At 69.1% G+C, this 15,180-nt stretch carries 12 protein-coding genes and 1 pseudogene; 6 read left to right on the forward strand and 7 right to left on the reverse strand.

Annotated features, from left to right (window positions below; all coding sequences use genetic code 11):
• Window positions 1-3: 3 nt before the first annotated feature.
• Genes ACYVF6_RS31315 through lepB form a run of 3 tightly spaced genes read left to right on the forward strand, consistent with a single transcriptional unit; the run spans window position 4 to window position 2,789 of the window.
• Window positions 4-489 carry a hypothetical protein gene (locus ACYVF6_RS31315; protein WP_460526235.1) on the forward strand — a complete coding sequence of 162 codons (486 nt, stop codon included), beginning with the start codon at window positions 4-6 and terminating at the stop codon, window positions 487-489.
• A 3-nt stretch (window positions 490-492) separates the two neighbouring features.
• Window positions 493-2,340, forward strand: coding sequence for an ABC transporter ATP-binding protein (locus ACYVF6_RS31320; protein WP_460526236.1), 1,848 nt, complete (start codon window positions 493-495; stop codon window positions 2,338-2,340).
• Window positions 2,341-2,345: 5 nt separating this feature from the next.
• On the forward strand, window positions 2,346-2,789 hold the full coding sequence (gene lepB, locus ACYVF6_RS31325) for a S26 family signal peptidase (RefSeq protein ID WP_460526237.1): 444 nt from the start codon (window positions 2,346-2,348) through the stop codon (window positions 2,787-2,789).
• Window positions 2,790-2,825: 36 nt separating this feature from the next.
• Here the strand turns inward: lepB and ACYVF6_RS31330 are convergent, their stop codons facing one another.
• The 3 genes from ACYVF6_RS31330 to ACYVF6_RS31340 all read right to left on the reverse strand — a co-directional run bounded on the left by ACYVF6_RS31330 (window position 2,826) and on the right by ACYVF6_RS31340 (window position 5,685).
• Complete coding sequence (locus ACYVF6_RS31330; protein ID WP_460526238.1) at window positions 2,826-3,278, reverse strand: carboxymuconolactone decarboxylase family protein; 453 nt, start codon at window positions 3,276-3,278, stop codon at window positions 2,826-2,828.
• Window positions 3,279-3,360: 82 nt separating this feature from the next.
• Window positions 3,361-4,254 (reverse strand): sigma-70 family RNA polymerase sigma factor family protein, encoded by an 894-nt coding sequence (locus tag ACYVF6_RS31335; protein WP_460526239.1) that lies wholly within the window; start codon window positions 4,252-4,254, stop codon window positions 3,361-3,363.
• A 126-nt stretch (window positions 4,255-4,380) separates the two neighbouring features.
• Entirely contained in the window at window positions 4,381-5,685 is a 1,305-nt protein-coding gene (locus ACYVF6_RS31340; RefSeq protein WP_460526240.1) for an anthranilate synthase component I family protein, read from the reverse strand.
• 580 nt (window positions 5,686-6,265) lie between these two features.
• On the opposite strand from ACYVF6_RS31340, the pseudogene ACYVF6_RS31345 reads away from it, so the two are divergent.
• Window positions 6,266-6,748: pseudogene (locus ACYVF6_RS31345) on the forward strand (O-antigen ligase family protein); the annotation flags it as partial.
• Window positions 6,749-6,976: 228 nt separating this feature from the next.
• Here ACYVF6_RS31345 and ACYVF6_RS31350 read toward each other — a convergent pair.
• The 3 genes from ACYVF6_RS31350 to ACYVF6_RS31360 form a co-directional block, all read right to left on the reverse strand.
• Window positions 6,977-7,330 (reverse strand): thioredoxin family protein, encoded by a 354-nt coding sequence (locus tag ACYVF6_RS31350; RefSeq protein ID WP_460526241.1) that lies wholly within the window; start codon window positions 7,328-7,330, stop codon window positions 6,977-6,979.
• Complete coding sequence (locus ACYVF6_RS31355; protein ID WP_460526242.1) at window positions 7,297-7,695, reverse strand: MerR family transcriptional regulator; 399 nt, start codon at window positions 7,693-7,695, stop codon at window positions 7,297-7,299. Before ACYVF6_RS31355 ends, ACYVF6_RS31350 begins: the two co-directional genes overlap by 34 nt.
• 89 nt (window positions 7,696-7,784) lie before the next feature.
• Window positions 7,785-8,465, reverse strand: a complete 681-nt coding sequence (locus ACYVF6_RS31360) for a hypothetical protein (RefSeq protein ID WP_460526243.1) — start codon at window positions 8,463-8,465, stop codon at window positions 7,785-7,787.
• A 368-nt stretch (window positions 8,466-8,833) separates the two neighbouring features.
• On the opposite strand from ACYVF6_RS31360, the gene ACYVF6_RS31365 reads away from it, so the two are divergent.
• A complete protein-coding gene (locus ACYVF6_RS31365; RefSeq protein WP_460526244.1) occupies window positions 8,834-9,310 on the forward strand; it encodes a response regulator transcription factor in 477 nt (158 codons plus the stop codon).
• Between the two features lie 127 nt (window positions 9,311-9,437).
• Here the strand turns inward: ACYVF6_RS31365 and ACYVF6_RS31370 are convergent, their stop codons facing one another.
• A complete protein-coding gene (locus ACYVF6_RS31370) occupies window positions 9,438-10,829 on the reverse strand; it encodes a COG1470 family protein (RefSeq protein ID WP_460526245.1) in 1,392 nt (463 codons plus the stop codon).
• 145 nt (window positions 10,830-10,974) lie between these two features.
• Here ACYVF6_RS31370 and ACYVF6_RS31375 point away from each other — a divergent pair, with 145 nt between their 5' ends.
• The gene (locus ACYVF6_RS31375; protein ID WP_460526246.1) at window positions 10,975-15,174 is read left to right on the forward strand and encodes a DUF7933 domain-containing protein; all 4,200 of its coding nucleotides are present in this window, start codon (window positions 10,975-10,977) and stop codon (window positions 15,172-15,174) included.
• Window positions 15,175-15,180: the final 6 nt, after the last annotated feature.

The following is a 15,180-nucleotide window of genomic DNA, read 5'->3' on the forward strand; positions in this document are numbered from 1 at the left end:
GCCATGACGATCGTGATCGCGGCCATCGTGCTGGTCGGCGCGTTGTGTCTGCTCAACCTGCTGCTCACCTTCGGGGTGCTACGGAGGTTGCGCGAGCACAGTGAAGCACTGAACGCCAACGCGGAAGCCCTGTCGGTGGAGTTGCTGAGGTTCGTCGGCAATCCGATGCCGGAGGGCATTCCGCAGTCTCCACGACTGGTCGGGTTCTTCAAGGCCGGCTGCGGCTCCTGCGTCATCGAAGCCAGGCAGTTCGCCAACCAGAGCAAGCGAACCGACGCCCTCGCCGTGGTCATCGGGTCGGGCCATGACACCGAGCCGCTCCTCGAACTGCTCCGTGACGTGCCGACGATCACCGATCCGGACGCCTCGGCGCTGGTCAAGAGCGCGGAGGTGATGGTCATGCCGTCGTTCCTGCGGATCGATGCGGACGGTGTTGTACGCAGCGCCGAGGCGACCGTTGGAGCTGTGCTCGAACCGAGCAAGGTCTGAGCAGTGCGAGAGGACGGGCAGCCGCGCCCTTCGGTACGGCTCGCCTGTGAGGCCTGGGTGCTGTGCTGGCGGGCCAGTGCTCCCCTCACGCTGGTGCAGCTGGCCACCGCCCTTCTCATCGGCCTGGCACCGGCGGCGGTCGCCTGGCAGACCAAGCTTCTCGTCGACAGTCTCGTGGCTGCCCGGCCCGGCGGTTCGGCCCTGATCTGGGCCGCCGGCCTGTCCGCCGCGGGCCTGGCCGGCACGATCGAGCCGCGGCTCACGACGTACGTCCAAAGCGAGCACCGTCGCCGGATCGACCGGCTGCTGCAGGACCGGCTGTACTCCGCCCTCGACCGGTTCCAGGGCCTGTCCCGCTTCGAGAGTCCCCGGTTCCTCGACAAGCTCCGGCTGTGCACACAGGCGGACGGCGCGATGATCGCGCCGGCGACGACAGGGCTCTTCTCGACGGGTCGCGGCGTCGTCACCATGGTCAGCCTGCTCGTCACGCTGTACCTGCTCAGCCCGGTCATCGCGGGGATCGTCCTGCTCGGGTCGGTGCCCACGCTGGCGCTCCAGATCAGGCTGTCGCGCCGTCGGGCGAAGATGTACGTCGCACTCACGCCGGCGCACCGGCGACAATACTTCTACTTCGCCCTGACCACGGACGCGCGGGCGGCCAAGGAGATCCGGCTCCTCGGCACCGGCCGGTTCTTCAAGGACAGGTTGCTTCGCGAGCTGCACACCATCCAGGCCGGCGAGCGTGAGGTCGACCGGAGTGAGTTCCGGGCGCAGGCACTGCTCGCCGGTGTGAGCGCGAGCGTGGCGGCGGCCGGCCTGCTCTGGGCGGTCAGCGCTGCCGTGGCGGGGAGGCTCAGCGTGGGAGACGTCACGGCGTTCGTGGCCGCTGTCGCCGGTACGCAAGCAGGCCTTGCCATGCTGGTCAACAGCGTCGCTGCCGCGCATCACGCGCTGCTGATGTTCGCCCATCATGCCGAGGTCACGAACCTCCCTGACGACCTGGCTCCGGCTCCGGCCCGTGTGGGCAGTGCACTGCCCGCGCTGCGCCACGGCATCGAGCTTCGGGACGTGTGGTTCCGCTACGACGACGACCATCCGTGGGTTCTCCGAGGTGTCGACCTGACGATCCCCTACGGCCAGGCGACCGCGATCGTCGGGCTCAACGGCGCGGGAAAGACCACGCTGGTCAAACTGCTCGGCCGGCTGTACGACCCGACGCGCGGTGCCATCTACTGGGACGGCGTGGACATCCGCACGGTGCCACCCGCCGAGCTTCGGCAGCGGCTTGGTGTGCTGTTCCAGGACTTCATGGAGTACGACTTCACGGCTGCCGACAACATCGGCATCGGTGACCTGCCCGCGATCGACGACCGGGAACGCGTCGAGGCCGCGGCCATGTCAGCAGGGGCGAGCACGATCGTCAAGGGCCTGCCGCGCGGCTTCGACACGTTGCTGAGCCGGATCTTCTTCGCCGAGAGCGAGAAGGACGACCCCGACACCGGTGTCGCACTGTCCGGTGGGCAGTGGCAGCGACTGGCGCTGGCCCGCACGTTCATGCGCGACAACCGTGACCTGCTGATCCTGGACGAGCCCAGCGCGGGGCTGGACGCGCAGGCGGAGTACGAGATCCACCGGCGGCTGCAGCGGCACCGGGTGGGCCGGACCAGCCTGCTCATCTCGCACCGGCTGAGCGCCATCCGGGACGCCGGCCAGATCGTCGTGCTGGCCGACGGCCGGATCACCGAGCAGGGCAACCATCACGAGCTCGTGGGCAACGACGGCACGTACGCCCGGCTGTTCGCCTTGCAGGCCAGCGGATACGCGACCGTGGACCAGGGCGGTGAGCTTTGACGTCCATGCTCCTCGTCACGGGTGCCGGCCTGGCCGGCATCGCGCTGCTCGCCCTCGTGCTGTGGGCGCGCCGGCACCTGCTCCTCGCGACGGTCGACGGGGCCAGCATGGAGCCGACCTTCCAGGCCGGCGACCGGGTCCTCGTCCGGCGCAGGCGGCTGCCGCGGGTCCGCGCCGGCGAGGTCGTCGTCGTACGCCGGCCGGACCGGATGATCCGGCTTCCCGGCCAGGAGGCCGAGCCGATGGAACGGGAGTGGAACCTCAAACGCGCGGTGGCCTTGCCGGGCGACGTGGTGCCGGAAGAGGTCCTGTCGGCCGGCTCGGCCACCGTTCCGGAGGGAGCCTTCGTGGTGCTCGGCGACAATCGTGCGGCGAGCGCCGACTCCCGGATCTACGGCTTCTACTACAGCGACCAGTTGTTCGGTGTCGTCGTCCGGGAGCTCCGCTGAAGGAGCTCTCGGCCTGGAGACCGACAACAGCTCCCGTCAGGCGGCGGGCGGGGGCTTGAAAAGCACGGCGATGGTCATCCAGAAGCTCGCCGAGGCGAGCAGCGTCAGCAGGGTGGCCAGCGCCTTCTCGTCATAGTGCTTCGCGGCTTCGGCGTACAGGTCGTCGGGTACGCGCTCCGTGCCCCGGGCGTTCGGCTGGAACACGGCGTCGGCCAGCGACAGCGCAGCTCGCTCGGCGTCAGTGAAGTACGGCGCATCCCACCAACTCGCCACGCCGGCGATCCGGTCCTCGGACTCTCCGGCCTCGCGGAGGTCGCGCGAGTGCCTGATCACCTGGTAGGTGTTGCCGACGAGCTGTCCGGCCCGCAGGTAGACCAGGCTGACCGTGGCTTGCGGCACCGAACCGTTCCCGGCGACCTTCACCAGTGCGCCCGCCACCTGCTGGATCTCGGGCAAGAGCGTGTTGACATCGGCGATCCGCGGTTCCATGGGGAATCCTCCATGCTGGTTGACGATTGACCTTCACTGAGCTGACGAATCCGAACGGGGAAAGGTGACCGTGGTCCGCGGGTCAGTTGGTCAGCTCGGCGACGTCGAGCCGGGACAGCCGATCGGGGTCGGACAGGATGTCGATCGTGGCGATCCTGCCGTCGGTGACGGTGAAGCTGATCAGCGAGATCGGGGCCTCGTCGATCGTGGTGAGCAGACCGGCGGCTCCGTTGACCAGCACGGAGTACGTCACCGCGGCCGACGCCGTACGCCGGAACGTCGCGGCCTGGCCGGCCACCGCGGCGGCGCCGTGCACGCTCATGATGCCGCCGGCGCTGACACCGCGATCGGCGCGCAGCACCACGTCCGGGTCGAGGATGCCCAGCAACGCCTCGAAGTCACCGCCACGCGCCGCAGCCTGGAACGCGTCCACCACCCGGCGCTGAGCCGCCAGGTCACGGTCAGGGCTCGGCGCCGCCCCGCGTACCCGCCGGCGGGCCCGGCTGGCCAGCTGCTTGGCAGCCACGGGCGTGCGATCCACGATCGGCGCGATCTGGTCGAACGGCAACCCGAACAGGTCGTGCAGGACGAACGCCAGCCGTTCGGCCGGAGTCAGCGACTCCAGCACCACCTGCAGCGCCAGCCCCACCGAGTCGGCCAGCAACGCCTGCTGCTCCGGGTCGTCAGCGTCGTCCCGGCTGACCAGCGGATCGGGCAGCCGGTCGTCCAGCGCCTCCTCGCGCCGCGCCTTCCGGGTGCGGAGCATGTCGAGGCACACCCGGCCGACCACCGTGGTCAGCCAGCCGCCCAGGTTGCCGATGTCGTCGGCGTCCGACCGGGCCAGCCGCAGCCACGCCTCCTGAACGGCGTCCTCGGCCTCCGCCAGCGAACCGAGCATGCGGTAGGCCACCGCCCGCAACTGGGCGCGATGGCCCTCGAACTCGACCGCCAGAAAGTCCTGGGGCGTCACGGTCACCTTGTCCCTTCCTCAGCTGACTCCTACCTCGCTGACGGATCGAGTCGGCGAAAGGTGACGAGCAGGCCGGCCGGACGGTCACGCGGCCGAGGCTCTCGACGTTCACCCACGACCGTCGAGCCGGACCTAGAACGCGCGCAGCGGCACGGCGGCCTTCAGCAGCATCTCGGCGTATTCCGCGTCCGGATCGGAGTCGAGGACAATCGCCCCACCCGCTCCGACCCGCGCCAGGCCGTCCGAGATCACCGCCGTACGGATCACGACGCTGAGGTCGGCGGTGCCTGCCAATCCGAAATAGCCGAGAACGCCGGAGTAGATTCCGCGCGGCCGGGTCTCCAGCGAGTCGAGGATCTCCATCGTCCGGACCTTCGGCGCGCCCGTCATCGAGCCCGGCGGAAAGCACGCCCGCACGGCAGGGACCGGCCCCACGTCCGTACGCAGGCGGCCGCGGATCCTCGACACCAGCGAGTGCACGGTCGCCGACGACTCGACGACCAGGAAGTCCGGCACGCTCATCGAACCCGGCTCGCACACCCGGCCGAGGTCGTTGCGGAGCAGGTCGACGATCATCAGGTTCTCGGCCTGCGTCTTGACGTCTCCGGCCAGGTCCTTGGCCAGCCCGAGGTCGGTCGCCGGGTCGGAGCTACGCGGCGAGGTTCCCTTGATCGGGCAGGCCGTGGCATAGCCGTCCGCGTCGATCGCAAGGAAACACTCGGGCGAGGCGGACAGGACGTGCAGGTCGCCGAGCCGTAGGAACGCGGCGTGTGGCGCGGGCTCCAGCCGGCGCAACCGGCGGTAGACGAGCCACGGGTCACCGTCGAACGGGAGCTCCGCCAGGTTCGTCAGGCAGATCTCGTAGCTCTCCCCCGCCCGCAGGTAGTCGAGGCAGGTCCGGACGTCGGCGAGGTAGCGCTGACGATCGCGTACCAGCAACGGCTCGGGATCGACCCCCCGCGCCGGACCCGGATCCGGCAGGGCGGGCAGCAACGCCAGCCTGCGCTCGGCGTCGCGCAGCCACGCACCGTCACCGCGCTCGATCACCCAGGTCTGCCGTTCCCAGTGGTCGATCGCGAGGTACCGGTCTGCCCGCAGCCAGCCGGAGTCGCGGTACGGCGACACCCGCGCGCGGTGTACGCCGTCGTAGGCGGGCAACTCGTAGCCGAAGTAGCCGACGTATCCGCAGGCGACCTCCGGAGGCAGCCCCGCCAGGTCGACGGTCGCCATGGCTTCGTCAAGCCGAGCCTGCAGCGCGTCGAACCCGGCGGGCAGCAGATCATCGGACTCGCCGAGGAACGAGTAACGCGACGCGCCCTGCAGGCGGCTGCTGTCCAGCCAGAACGCGTACGGACTCGCGCCGAACAACCCGGCGAACGCCTGCTCGGCGTTCACCGCGTGGTCCAGGCGCGTCCAGCGCAACGCGTCGAGCGGCATCACCTAAGCTTGCAACGCCGCTGGGAGGGCGGTGTTGTCGGGTGTGCCCTGCGCACACCAGGTCGTCGGAGCTTGGGGTGGGTTCGTGCGTGGTGTGCGCATCTCGTGGCGCGACGTAGTCGTGCCGATCGCGTTCGTCATGCTGCTGTTTTCCGGGTACGTCAAGGCGACCCCGCTGTTCTCCTGGGTGCCGGTCGACCTCGCCAAGCTCGGCGCGTTCGTCTTGGCCGGCTGCGCGTTCGTGGTCTGGCTGCGCCGGCCGGAGTGGGTTCCGCGCGGCGCCGCCCTCGTGTTCACGCTGTGGCTGACGTTCGTTCCGGCCACGCTGTTCGCGCCGCACACGTCGTACGCCCAGGCCAAGATCTTCGGCATCTGGGTCTACACGCTGATCGCCGTGCTGACGCCGATGTTCCTGCTCACCACGCCGGTGCGGCGGATGCTGACGGCTGCAGGCACGTTCCTGGCCGGAGCGGTGATCGTGGTGTCGGCGCTGCTCACGCTCGATCCCGCGCAGGAAGGCCGGCTCGCGGCGGTCGGCTCGAGCACGCTCGCGTCCGGTCGTGGCGCTGGAGCGGCCGCGATGGTCTGTGCGGCCATCGCATTGCTCCGTACCGGCTGGTTGCGGTGGACGGCTTTTGCGGTAGCCGCAGGATTCGGTGCCGCGACCGTCGCCACCGGATCGCGTGGGCCCGTGCTCGGCATCCTGCTGGGCGTGCTCGTGCTGCTGCTCTTCACCGCCTCCCGCACGCGGACCGGCATCTACCGCTGCGCCGCCGTGATCGGCGCGGGCGCCGCGGTGTGGATCGCGCTGCGGTTCGTGCCGATCCACTCCGTACAACGGATCGTCCAGACCGGCGGCGGTGGCATGGACTGGTCGAGCGAGGCCCGGCTGCGCCTGCTCGAAGCCAGTGGCCGGATCGCCGCGCACCATCCGTCGGGCGTCGGCTGGGGTGGGCTGGTCGACCACCTCCAGCCGCTGGAGGTACTGACGAAGAACGGCTGGGCGCAGTACCCCCACAACATCTTCGCCGAGATCTTCGTCGAGGCCGGCTGGGTCGCCGGGCTGGTCTTCCTGCTCTTCACCGGGCTGTCGCTGGCGCTGCTGGCTCGCCGCGCGCGCCGCCTCGACGCCGCCGTCTGGCTCGGGCTCGCGGTGTTCTTCCTGGTCAACGCGATGGTGTCCGGCGACCTCAACGGCAACCGGCCGGCCCTGGTCGCGCTCGCCGTCGCGTGGACGTTCGAAGCGAGACCGGACCGGCCGGTACGCGCGTTCGTCAGCAGGTTTGGCAGGTCACGCGGCCTGGACCGCGGGCAGCACGTCGGCAAGCTCGCGCAGCAACGCGGCCTTGGACCGGGCGCCGACGATCACCTTGACCAGTTCACCACCCCGGTAGACCTGCATCGTCGGAACCCCTAGCACCCGGTTCGCCACCGTCGTCGCGGGGTTCTCGTCGGAGTTGATCTTCGCGACGACCAGCTGACCGGCGTACTCGGTGGCCAGCGCGTCGAGGACCGGGGCGATCAGCCGGCACGGCGGGCACCACTCGGCCCAGAACTCCACGAGTACGGGCAGCTGGTTGCCGACCACCCGCTCCTGGAAGTCCGCGTCGGTCACGCTGATGATCTGGGCAGTCGTCTCGGACACGTGGGCTCCTCAGCCAGTTCGGTTCGCTTGGCCAGTTGCTCCGCGATCCGCGCACGCGCGCCCGCCAGGCGCTCCATGCACTCGTCGATCTCGGCGAGCTTGCGGCGGTAGACAGCGACCGCGTCCGGGCACGAGTCTCCGGCGGGGTTGCCCGCCCGCAGGCACTCGACGAACGGACGAGCGTCCTCCAGGCCGAAGCCGATCGCCAGCAGCGACCGGATCTCCTCGACCAGGCGCAGGTCGTTCTCGTCGTAGTCGCGATAGCCCTTCGCGTCGCGCCGGGCCGCGAGCAGCCCCTGGGTCTCGTAGTAACGCAGCGCACGAGTGCTGGTGCCTGCTCGTTCCGCGAGCTCACCGATCCGCATCCGGCCTCCTTCGATGCTCGACGCTAGACCTTGTCGCCAACGTCAAGGCAAACGCGAAAGTCCGGCCCGGTATTGCTCCTAGTGTCACTTCAGGGCTTGGTCAGCTGGTCGAGCTCGCCGGTGGCCAACGGCTGGAGGAACTGCCCGAACACCACGGTCTTCGGATCCGGCGGCGCGGCGATCACCCGGATCACACCCAGGTCGCCGTAGACCTCGACGTCCGGCTCACCGATCGAGTCGCTCCACAACCGGCCGTTCTGCCGAGGCCCGGCCAGCCGCTCGAACACCCGCCCAGCCATCGCCTGCGCATCGACGTCCTGCTTGACCGCCGTGCACCACACCTCGACGGGCGACTTCCCGCTCTCCGCACGAACACCCACCGCCAGCACCTGCGCCTGCGAAGCCGCATCGACCGGCTGCGCGAAACGCGCCGCCACCACATCGGGCCCAAGACAGTTGGCCAGCTCGAGGTAGACCTCGTTGTCGCGCAGCGACGGCCCGCTGCCCGACACCTGCCCGGTGGCGTACGCCGACAGCGCCTTGAACCGCACCGAGTCGGGCTGGCCGTCCGAGATCTTGTCGATCGCCTCCTCGTCGGCGTAGCCGAAGGTTCGCAGCGTCGTCGCGGTCTGTGGTGTCTTCTCCAGCGCGCCGAGCAGGCCGTCGTCGCCACCGTCGCCGCTGCATGCGCCGAGCCCGAGGCCGGCGGTGAGCACGACCGCCGCAACGACCAGAAGCCTGCGTACGTGGACAAATCCTCCCGAGTTCACGTGCGACACCATATCGGGCGTCCTGAAAGCCCGCTCAAACGCTTTCCGCACTGGCCAGAACTGACCTCAGATCCTTGCGTACGCAGACAAATCCCCCTGACTCGTCAGCTCTTCCAATCTTTTTCGAGATTGAACCATCCACTGCTGTAACCCGTACGAATATCGAGCGTCAGTAGATTGTCTGTACCTCTCTTGTGGTTCGCGCCGAGGGGGACGCCATGAGTGATCGGATTCCTGTTCTAGTAACCGCCTTCGACCCGATTTCGCTAGCCGGGATAACCTCCCAGCTGCGGTATCGACCGGAGATCAACCTTATTGAGGACGTACGGGGCGACACCCCGACCGTCACGATCGTCGTCGCAGACCGCATGAACGAGGACGCCATCCGCGTCATCCGGGCAGCTGCCCGGGGTGGCCGGGGCCGCGTGCTCGTCGTTGCGACCCAACTCGACGACAATGACCTGCTGCAGGCCGTCGAGGCCGGCAGCTGTGGGCTGCTCCGTCGCAACGACGCCAGCCCCGAACGCCTGGTCGCGGCGATCCAGGCCGCCAGCAGTGGTGACGGCACCGTGCCGCCCGACCTGCTGGGCCGGCTGCTCGACCAGGTGGCCCGCTTGCAACGACAGACGCTCACACCGCGGGGGCTCACCTTCTCAGGGTTCGCAGAACGCGAGTTGGAAGTGCTCAAGCTGGTCGCCGACGGGATGAGCACGATCGAGATCGCAAGGCAGCTCGCGTACTCCGAACGCACTGTCAAGAACATCATCCGGGACGTCACAGCCCGGCTCCATCTGAAGAATCGGGCGCATGCCGTCGCGTACGTCGTACGCGAAGGCCTCGTCTAGTTCGACCCGAATGACCACGTTAACCACGGAAACACGTGCTTCGCCACGTCTCGATGCGTGGCGAAGCACGGAAATCCGTAGTTAACGTGGTCATTCGCGAGCCCGGAGGGCCGGGCTCGCGCGCTCACTACTGGTTGGCGGTCTGCTCACCCTGGCCCGGCACCGTCTTCTTCGGCTTCGGCTTGGCGTTGGTGAACCCGGCCAGGTCGATCGCCGCCTGGCACTTCCCGCCCGTCGCCGTCGTCGCCGCACAGCGGACGCTCATCGTGAGCTCCTGGCCGGCGTCGACCCGGATCGGTGAGACGTAGTGCAGGTCGTAGAGCCGGATGTTCTCCAGGCCGACCGACAGCAGGACCGCATCGCCGCGGCGCAGCGTCAGCGTTCCGGTGTCGCCCTGGGAGTTCTCGATCACGAGGTCGGTCAGCGAGAGGATCGTGTTCTTCGGAACGGTCAGCGAGTCGGTGCCGGTGTCGCCGACCGCGGCCTGCACCGTGAGCCGGTCGTCGAACGGCGTGCCGTCGAGCCCGCCTTCACCCTTCACCACGTCCTGCACGTTCGGGTTGTTGATGATCTCGTCGACCTTGTCGCTCTTCTTGTCCATCTTCTCGGCGGTCTTCTTCGAAGCCGCCGCCTGCTTGGCCGCCGCGTCCGCCTTCGTCGCCGCGTCACCGGCGTCCTTGGCGGCCGCCGCGGCCTGGTCGTTGGCCTTGGCCGCCGCCTGCTGTGCCTGCTTGGCCTCCTGGCGTACGGCCGTCTTCGCGGCGGAGTTGATCTGCGGACGAAGCAGCCCGAACCACGCCACGGCGAGCACGGCAAGGCCTGCCACCGCGGTGAGCAGCGCCGGCAGCAGCCAGCGTGGGAGCTTGGCCTCCTGCAGCATGGTTCCTTCGACGGGGTACGGCTCCTGCCCGTACTCCACCAGCAGGCCGAACGGCTTGGTCTGCGCCGGCCCGCGCCAGAAGCCCGTCTCCGGCTTGACCGTGACCTTGGCGAACGCGGCCGCGCCCGGCTCGACGCGCAGCTTGGGCGGGTCGACCCGTACACGCATCTCGCCGTCGTGGTCGGCGGCCCTGATCTCGAGGTCGACCGGCACGTTCCCCCGGTTGTCGATCGCCAGCTGATGGCGGCCGACCCGGCGGCCCCGCGACGTGCGCGGGATCAGCTCGGCGAAGATCTCGGTCGCGGCGCCGACTTCGAGCACGGCCTCGGCGACCGTGCTGCGGTGATCCTCGCTGGAGGTCACCATCACGCCGAACGGGACCTGCCCGGCCGACACGTGCGAGGCCCGTGGCGGCGTGAACCGCAACGTGACTTCGCCCTCCTCGTCGGGGAACAACGAGAGGACGGGCGGCTCCACCTCGACCCAGCTGGCGGCCTTTCCGACCACCTCGATGGTGAACCGGTCGACGATGGTCCCGGTGTTTCGGACCCTGGCCTGGCAGGTCACCTCTCCGTCGGGCTCGACGAAGAGCGTCCCGGTGGGTTCGGCCGGGCCTGTGATGAAGACATGGGCGGGCATGCCATGACCGTACGAGCGGGCGCCGTCGCTGGGAGCGTCCCGAGAGGTACCCATTCGGGCAAGGACTTCTGCCCTGATGGTCGGACCTTGGCCGGTACTCGATCGGTCCGGATCGGGCGAGTCTTACCCCCGGGAGGACTCTGTCGTGACCAGTGTGACCAGCTCCAGTATCCGCAAGCGCGTGACCGTCAGCGGTTTGGCCGGTCTCGCGGTACTCGCTTGCGCGCTCGCGTTCGGCGCCAGCCAGGCCCAATCGTCTCCGATCGCCGGATCGGCCGTTGCCGAACCACCGGTCGGCCCACCGCCGGCCTCGGCGCCCCAGCGCGCCGGTCTGGCCCCGACCAACCCCGCGGACGCCCTGATCGCGTTCGTCCGGCCGGCCGCCGGCGGCCAGAAGCACATCTGGACGATGCGCGCCGACGCCACTCAGCAGGCCGACCTCTCGGTGGTCGAACGACCCGCCGGCGACGTCGAGGACCTGGACCCGGCGTGGTCGCCCGACGGCAACCGGATCGCGTTCTCGCGCCGTACCGTCGCGCCACCAGACACTCCACGACTGAAGAGCGACCCGGGAGCCGCACCGGTGGCCTCCCAGGACATCTGGGTGGTGAACGCCGACGGCACCGGACTCACCAACGTCTCCGCCGCGCTGCGTGGCTCGATCGGGATCGGGAGCGCCTACCGTCCCGCGTGGTCCGCGGACGGCACGCGGATCGCGTTCAGCATCAGCACCAATCTCGTGGTGTTCGAGCTGGCCAACCCGGCGAACTTCTACACGATCGGCCCTCCTGGTAACAGGAACAACTACATCGACTATCCCGCGTTCTCCCCGGACGGCACGAAGATCGCCTACGCCGCGGACTTCGCCACTCATCAGGCCAACCTCTGGGTCGCCAACGCCGATGGCTCCAACCCGGTTGAGTACACCAAGGACCTCATCGTCGAGGGCGGTTCCCGCTTCTACGACGACGTCCAGCCCGCCTGGTCACCGGACGGGCGAACGATCGCGTTCGAGCGTTACCTGGCGTTCCCCCGGGAGCGGACGAGGACCACGCTCATCGACGCCAACGGCCAGAACCTGCGCGAGCTCAACCCGGGCACCGGTCTCGACGAGCTCGGCCCTGCCTGGTCGCCGGACGGCGCGAAGATCGCCACGTCGGCGTTCAACCCGGTCATCATCGGCGGCGGCTCGGGCTCGGGACGCGCCCAGGCGCGAACCAGCGCTCTCGCCGCTCCGCAAGGGCAATCCGACATCTGGGTGTTCGATTCCGGTACGGGCAACAACCCCGTCGACGTGACCTCCAGCAATCCCGACGAGCTCACCCCCGCCTGGCAGCCGGTACGGCCGACCGCGGACCTCGCGTTGTTCAAGAGCACCTCGCTCGACCCCGTCATCGTCGACGTCGCGCCCAAGGCCAGGAAGACCACCAACGCCCAGTTGAAGAAGGCCAAGCTGGGAACGAGCGCGATCCCGGACGTGGAGCCCGGCGACGAGTTCACCTACTACCTCGACGTCTACAACAACGGGCCGCGCACGGCCACGAACGTGACGGTCACCGACACCCTGCCGCCGGAGGTGGAGTTCGTCTCGGCCGGCGCGGGCTGCACGGGTACGACGACCGTGACCTGCACGACGGCCAGCCTGGCGGCCGGCTTCAGCATCCGGTTCCAGATCACCGTACGGGTCAAGGCGGACGCGAAGACCGGCGACGCGGTGAACACCGCGACCGTCACCAGCGACACCGAGGATCCGAACGGCGCCGACAACTCCGACGACGCGACCGTGCACGTCGTCGCCGACGCGGACGTCGACATCGACAAGCGCGCCATCCAGGGCGAGAGCGAGATCGACTCCGCCGAGCCCGGCGACGAGTTCAGGTATCTCCTCGACGTGTTCAACAGCGGCCCGGCCACGGCTCGCAACGTCGTGGTCAGCGACACCCTGCCCGATCAGATCGAGCTGGTGGAGCTCGGTTCGGGCTGCACCGGCACGACGACGATCACCTGCACCGTGGACAGCCTCGCTGCCGGCGACGGACGCACGTTCAGCATCAGCGTGCGAGTGAAGCTGGACGCTTCCGGCGACGCGGTGAACACGGCGACGGTCACGACCACGAGCACCGATCCTGATCCTGCCAACAACTCCGGGTCGAAGACCGTGCACATCATCTCCGACGCCGACGTGCGGATCTTCAAGAGTTCGTCGCTCGACGAGGGCGAGGGCGGTGGCGACGTGACCGCCCGGGCGCAACGAGCGGCCAGGGCACCGGACAACGCCGCCGTCGACGCCGACCCGGGTACGCAGTTCACCTACTTCCTCGACGTCAACAACGCCGGCCCGGCCAGGGCCCGTAACGTCACGGTCGTCGACACGCTGCCGGCCGAGGTCGAGATCCTCTCGGTCGACGAGGGCTGCGAGCGAAGCGGCCAGACGGTGACCTGCAACGCCGGAACGATGAGCGCCGAGTCGTGGGCGACGTTCCGCATCGAGGTACGCATCGTCGCGCGCTGCGGCGACATCGTGAACACCGCCACCGTCAGCACCGACTCGCGGGATCCCGGCCAGGACAACAACACCGCGACCCACACTGTGCACATCATCTGCGCGGACCTCACCGTGGACAAGTCCGACGCGGCGGATCCTGTGCTGCTCGGTGACACCGTGACGTACACCGTCGCCGTCATCAACCACGGAACCGACACCGCGACCGACGTACAGCTGACCGACACCCTGCCCGCCGACGTGGACCTGGTGTCGACCACGCCGTCCGGCGACTGCTCCGCCAACGGCCAGACGGTCAGCTGCGCGCTCGGCGACATACCCAACGGCGAGACCCGTACGGTCACGATCGTCGTCCGGCCACAGAATCCCGGCGAGATCGTGAACACGGCCAGGGTCTCCAGCGAGACGGCCGATCCCGACGAGAGCAACAACACCGACTCCGAGACCACGCTCGTCCGCGGCACCGACATCGCGGTCACCGTGGCCGACGACCCAGACCCCGTGCCCTATGGCGAGGTCCTGACCTACACGATCACCGTCACCAACAACGGACCGCAGGCCGCGCAGGTCCAGGTCGTCGACACGCTGCCGTCCGCGGTGCGCGTCGAGAGTGTTCCCGCCAACTGCGCGGTCAACGGCCGCGTGATCCGCTGCCAGCTCGGCACGCTGGCGCCGGAGGCCACCACGACCGTGGAGATCGCGATCCGGCCGTTCGTCGTCGGCGACATCGTGAACCGTACGCAGGTCCTGCTCGACATCCCGGACTCCGACCCGTCGAGCAACCGCGTCGACACCACCACGACCGTACGCGGCACCGGTCTCGCCATCGAGGCGACGGCGAAGCCGGAGCCGGTCGACGGCAACCAGCCACTCACCTACGAGGTCGTGGTCGCCAACAGCGGGCCGGCCGCCGCGGCCGACACCGTGGTCCAGATCAGCTGGAACTTCCCGCCACCGGCCGCGACGATCGAGTCCTCGACGCCGTGCACGACGGCCAACCGGAAGCTCCGCTGTGAGCTCGGCACGTTGCCCGCGGGTGACAGCCGGACGTTCACCGTCACGGTCGTACCGAACCGGGCCGGTGACCTGATCACGACGCTGGACGCGCTCACCTCCGTTCCAGACGAGAATCCCGACAACAACCAGGTCGTGCTGTCCTCGACGGTGCGCCCGGCCGATCTCGTGCTGACGCAGCAGGTCGCACCGAAGCCCGGCTTCGTCGGCGGGATCGTGACGTACACGCTGCGGATCACCAACACGGGAACGGCGATCGCCCGCGAGGTGACGCTGATCCACCGGCTGCCGGCCGGACTCCAGGTCGGAACCGTCACGCCGTCGGCCGGCACCTGCGTGGTCGCCCCGGTGCTGCGCTGCGAGTTCGGTGACCTCGCGCCGGGCGCCGCTCCGCTGAAGGTCGTGGTGAAGGTACGCCCGGCCGCCGCGGGCACGCTCCTGACCAGTGCGCTGGCCACCACGAGCACCACGGAACCGGACCTGACCGACAACGAGGTCCGCGCGTCGATTCCCGTACACCAGCCCAGGCTGGAGATCCCGAAGGTCGGCTCGCCCGGCTTCACCGCGCTGGTGGTCGGCCGCGACTTCCCCGCCGACACCGACATCACGTTGCGCTGGGACAAGGGATTGAACCCCGCGGCCGGCACAACCGTACGAACAGACGCCAACGGTGTCTTCCGGTTCCGGATGCTCGTGTTCCCGCGCGACCAGATCGGTCAGCGTGAGGCCATCGCGGCCGGTCCGGTGGACAGCTTCGCGGACGTGACCGCACCACACCTGGTCGTACCGAACCCGGTCGCACCACGACGGTTCATCAGCAGGCGCTAGCGAACG

Source organism: Flindersiella endophytica (genome assembly GCF_054779015.1).

Excerpts from the sequence above, each read along its gene's own strand:
- ACYVF6_RS31315 (WP_460526235.1), top strand. The coding sequence starts at position 4 with ATGACGATCGTGATCGCGGCCATCGTGCTGGTCGGCGCGTTGTGTCTG.
- lepB (WP_460526237.1), top strand. The coding sequence starts at position 2,346 with ATGCTCCTCGTCACGGGTGCCGGCCTGGCCGGCATCGCGCTGCTCGCC.
- ACYVF6_RS31330 (WP_460526238.1), bottom strand. The coding sequence starts at position 3,278 with ATGGAACCGCGGATCGCCGATGTCAACACGCTCTTGCCCGAGATCCAG.
- ACYVF6_RS31340 (WP_460526240.1), bottom strand. The coding sequence starts at position 5,685 with ATGCCGCTCGACGCGTTGCGCTGGACGCGCCTGGACCACGCGGTGAAC.
- ACYVF6_RS31355 (WP_460526242.1), bottom strand. The coding sequence starts at position 7,695 with ATGCGGATCGGTGAGCTCGCGGAACGAGCAGGCACCAGCACTCGTGCG.
- ACYVF6_RS31365 (WP_460526244.1), top strand. The coding sequence starts at position 8,834 with ATGAACGAGGACGCCATCCGCGTCATCCGGGCAGCTGCCCGGGGTGGC.
- ACYVF6_RS31370 (WP_460526245.1), bottom strand. The coding sequence starts at position 10,829 with ATGCCCGCCCATGTCTTCATCACAGGCCCGGCCGAACCCACCGGGACG.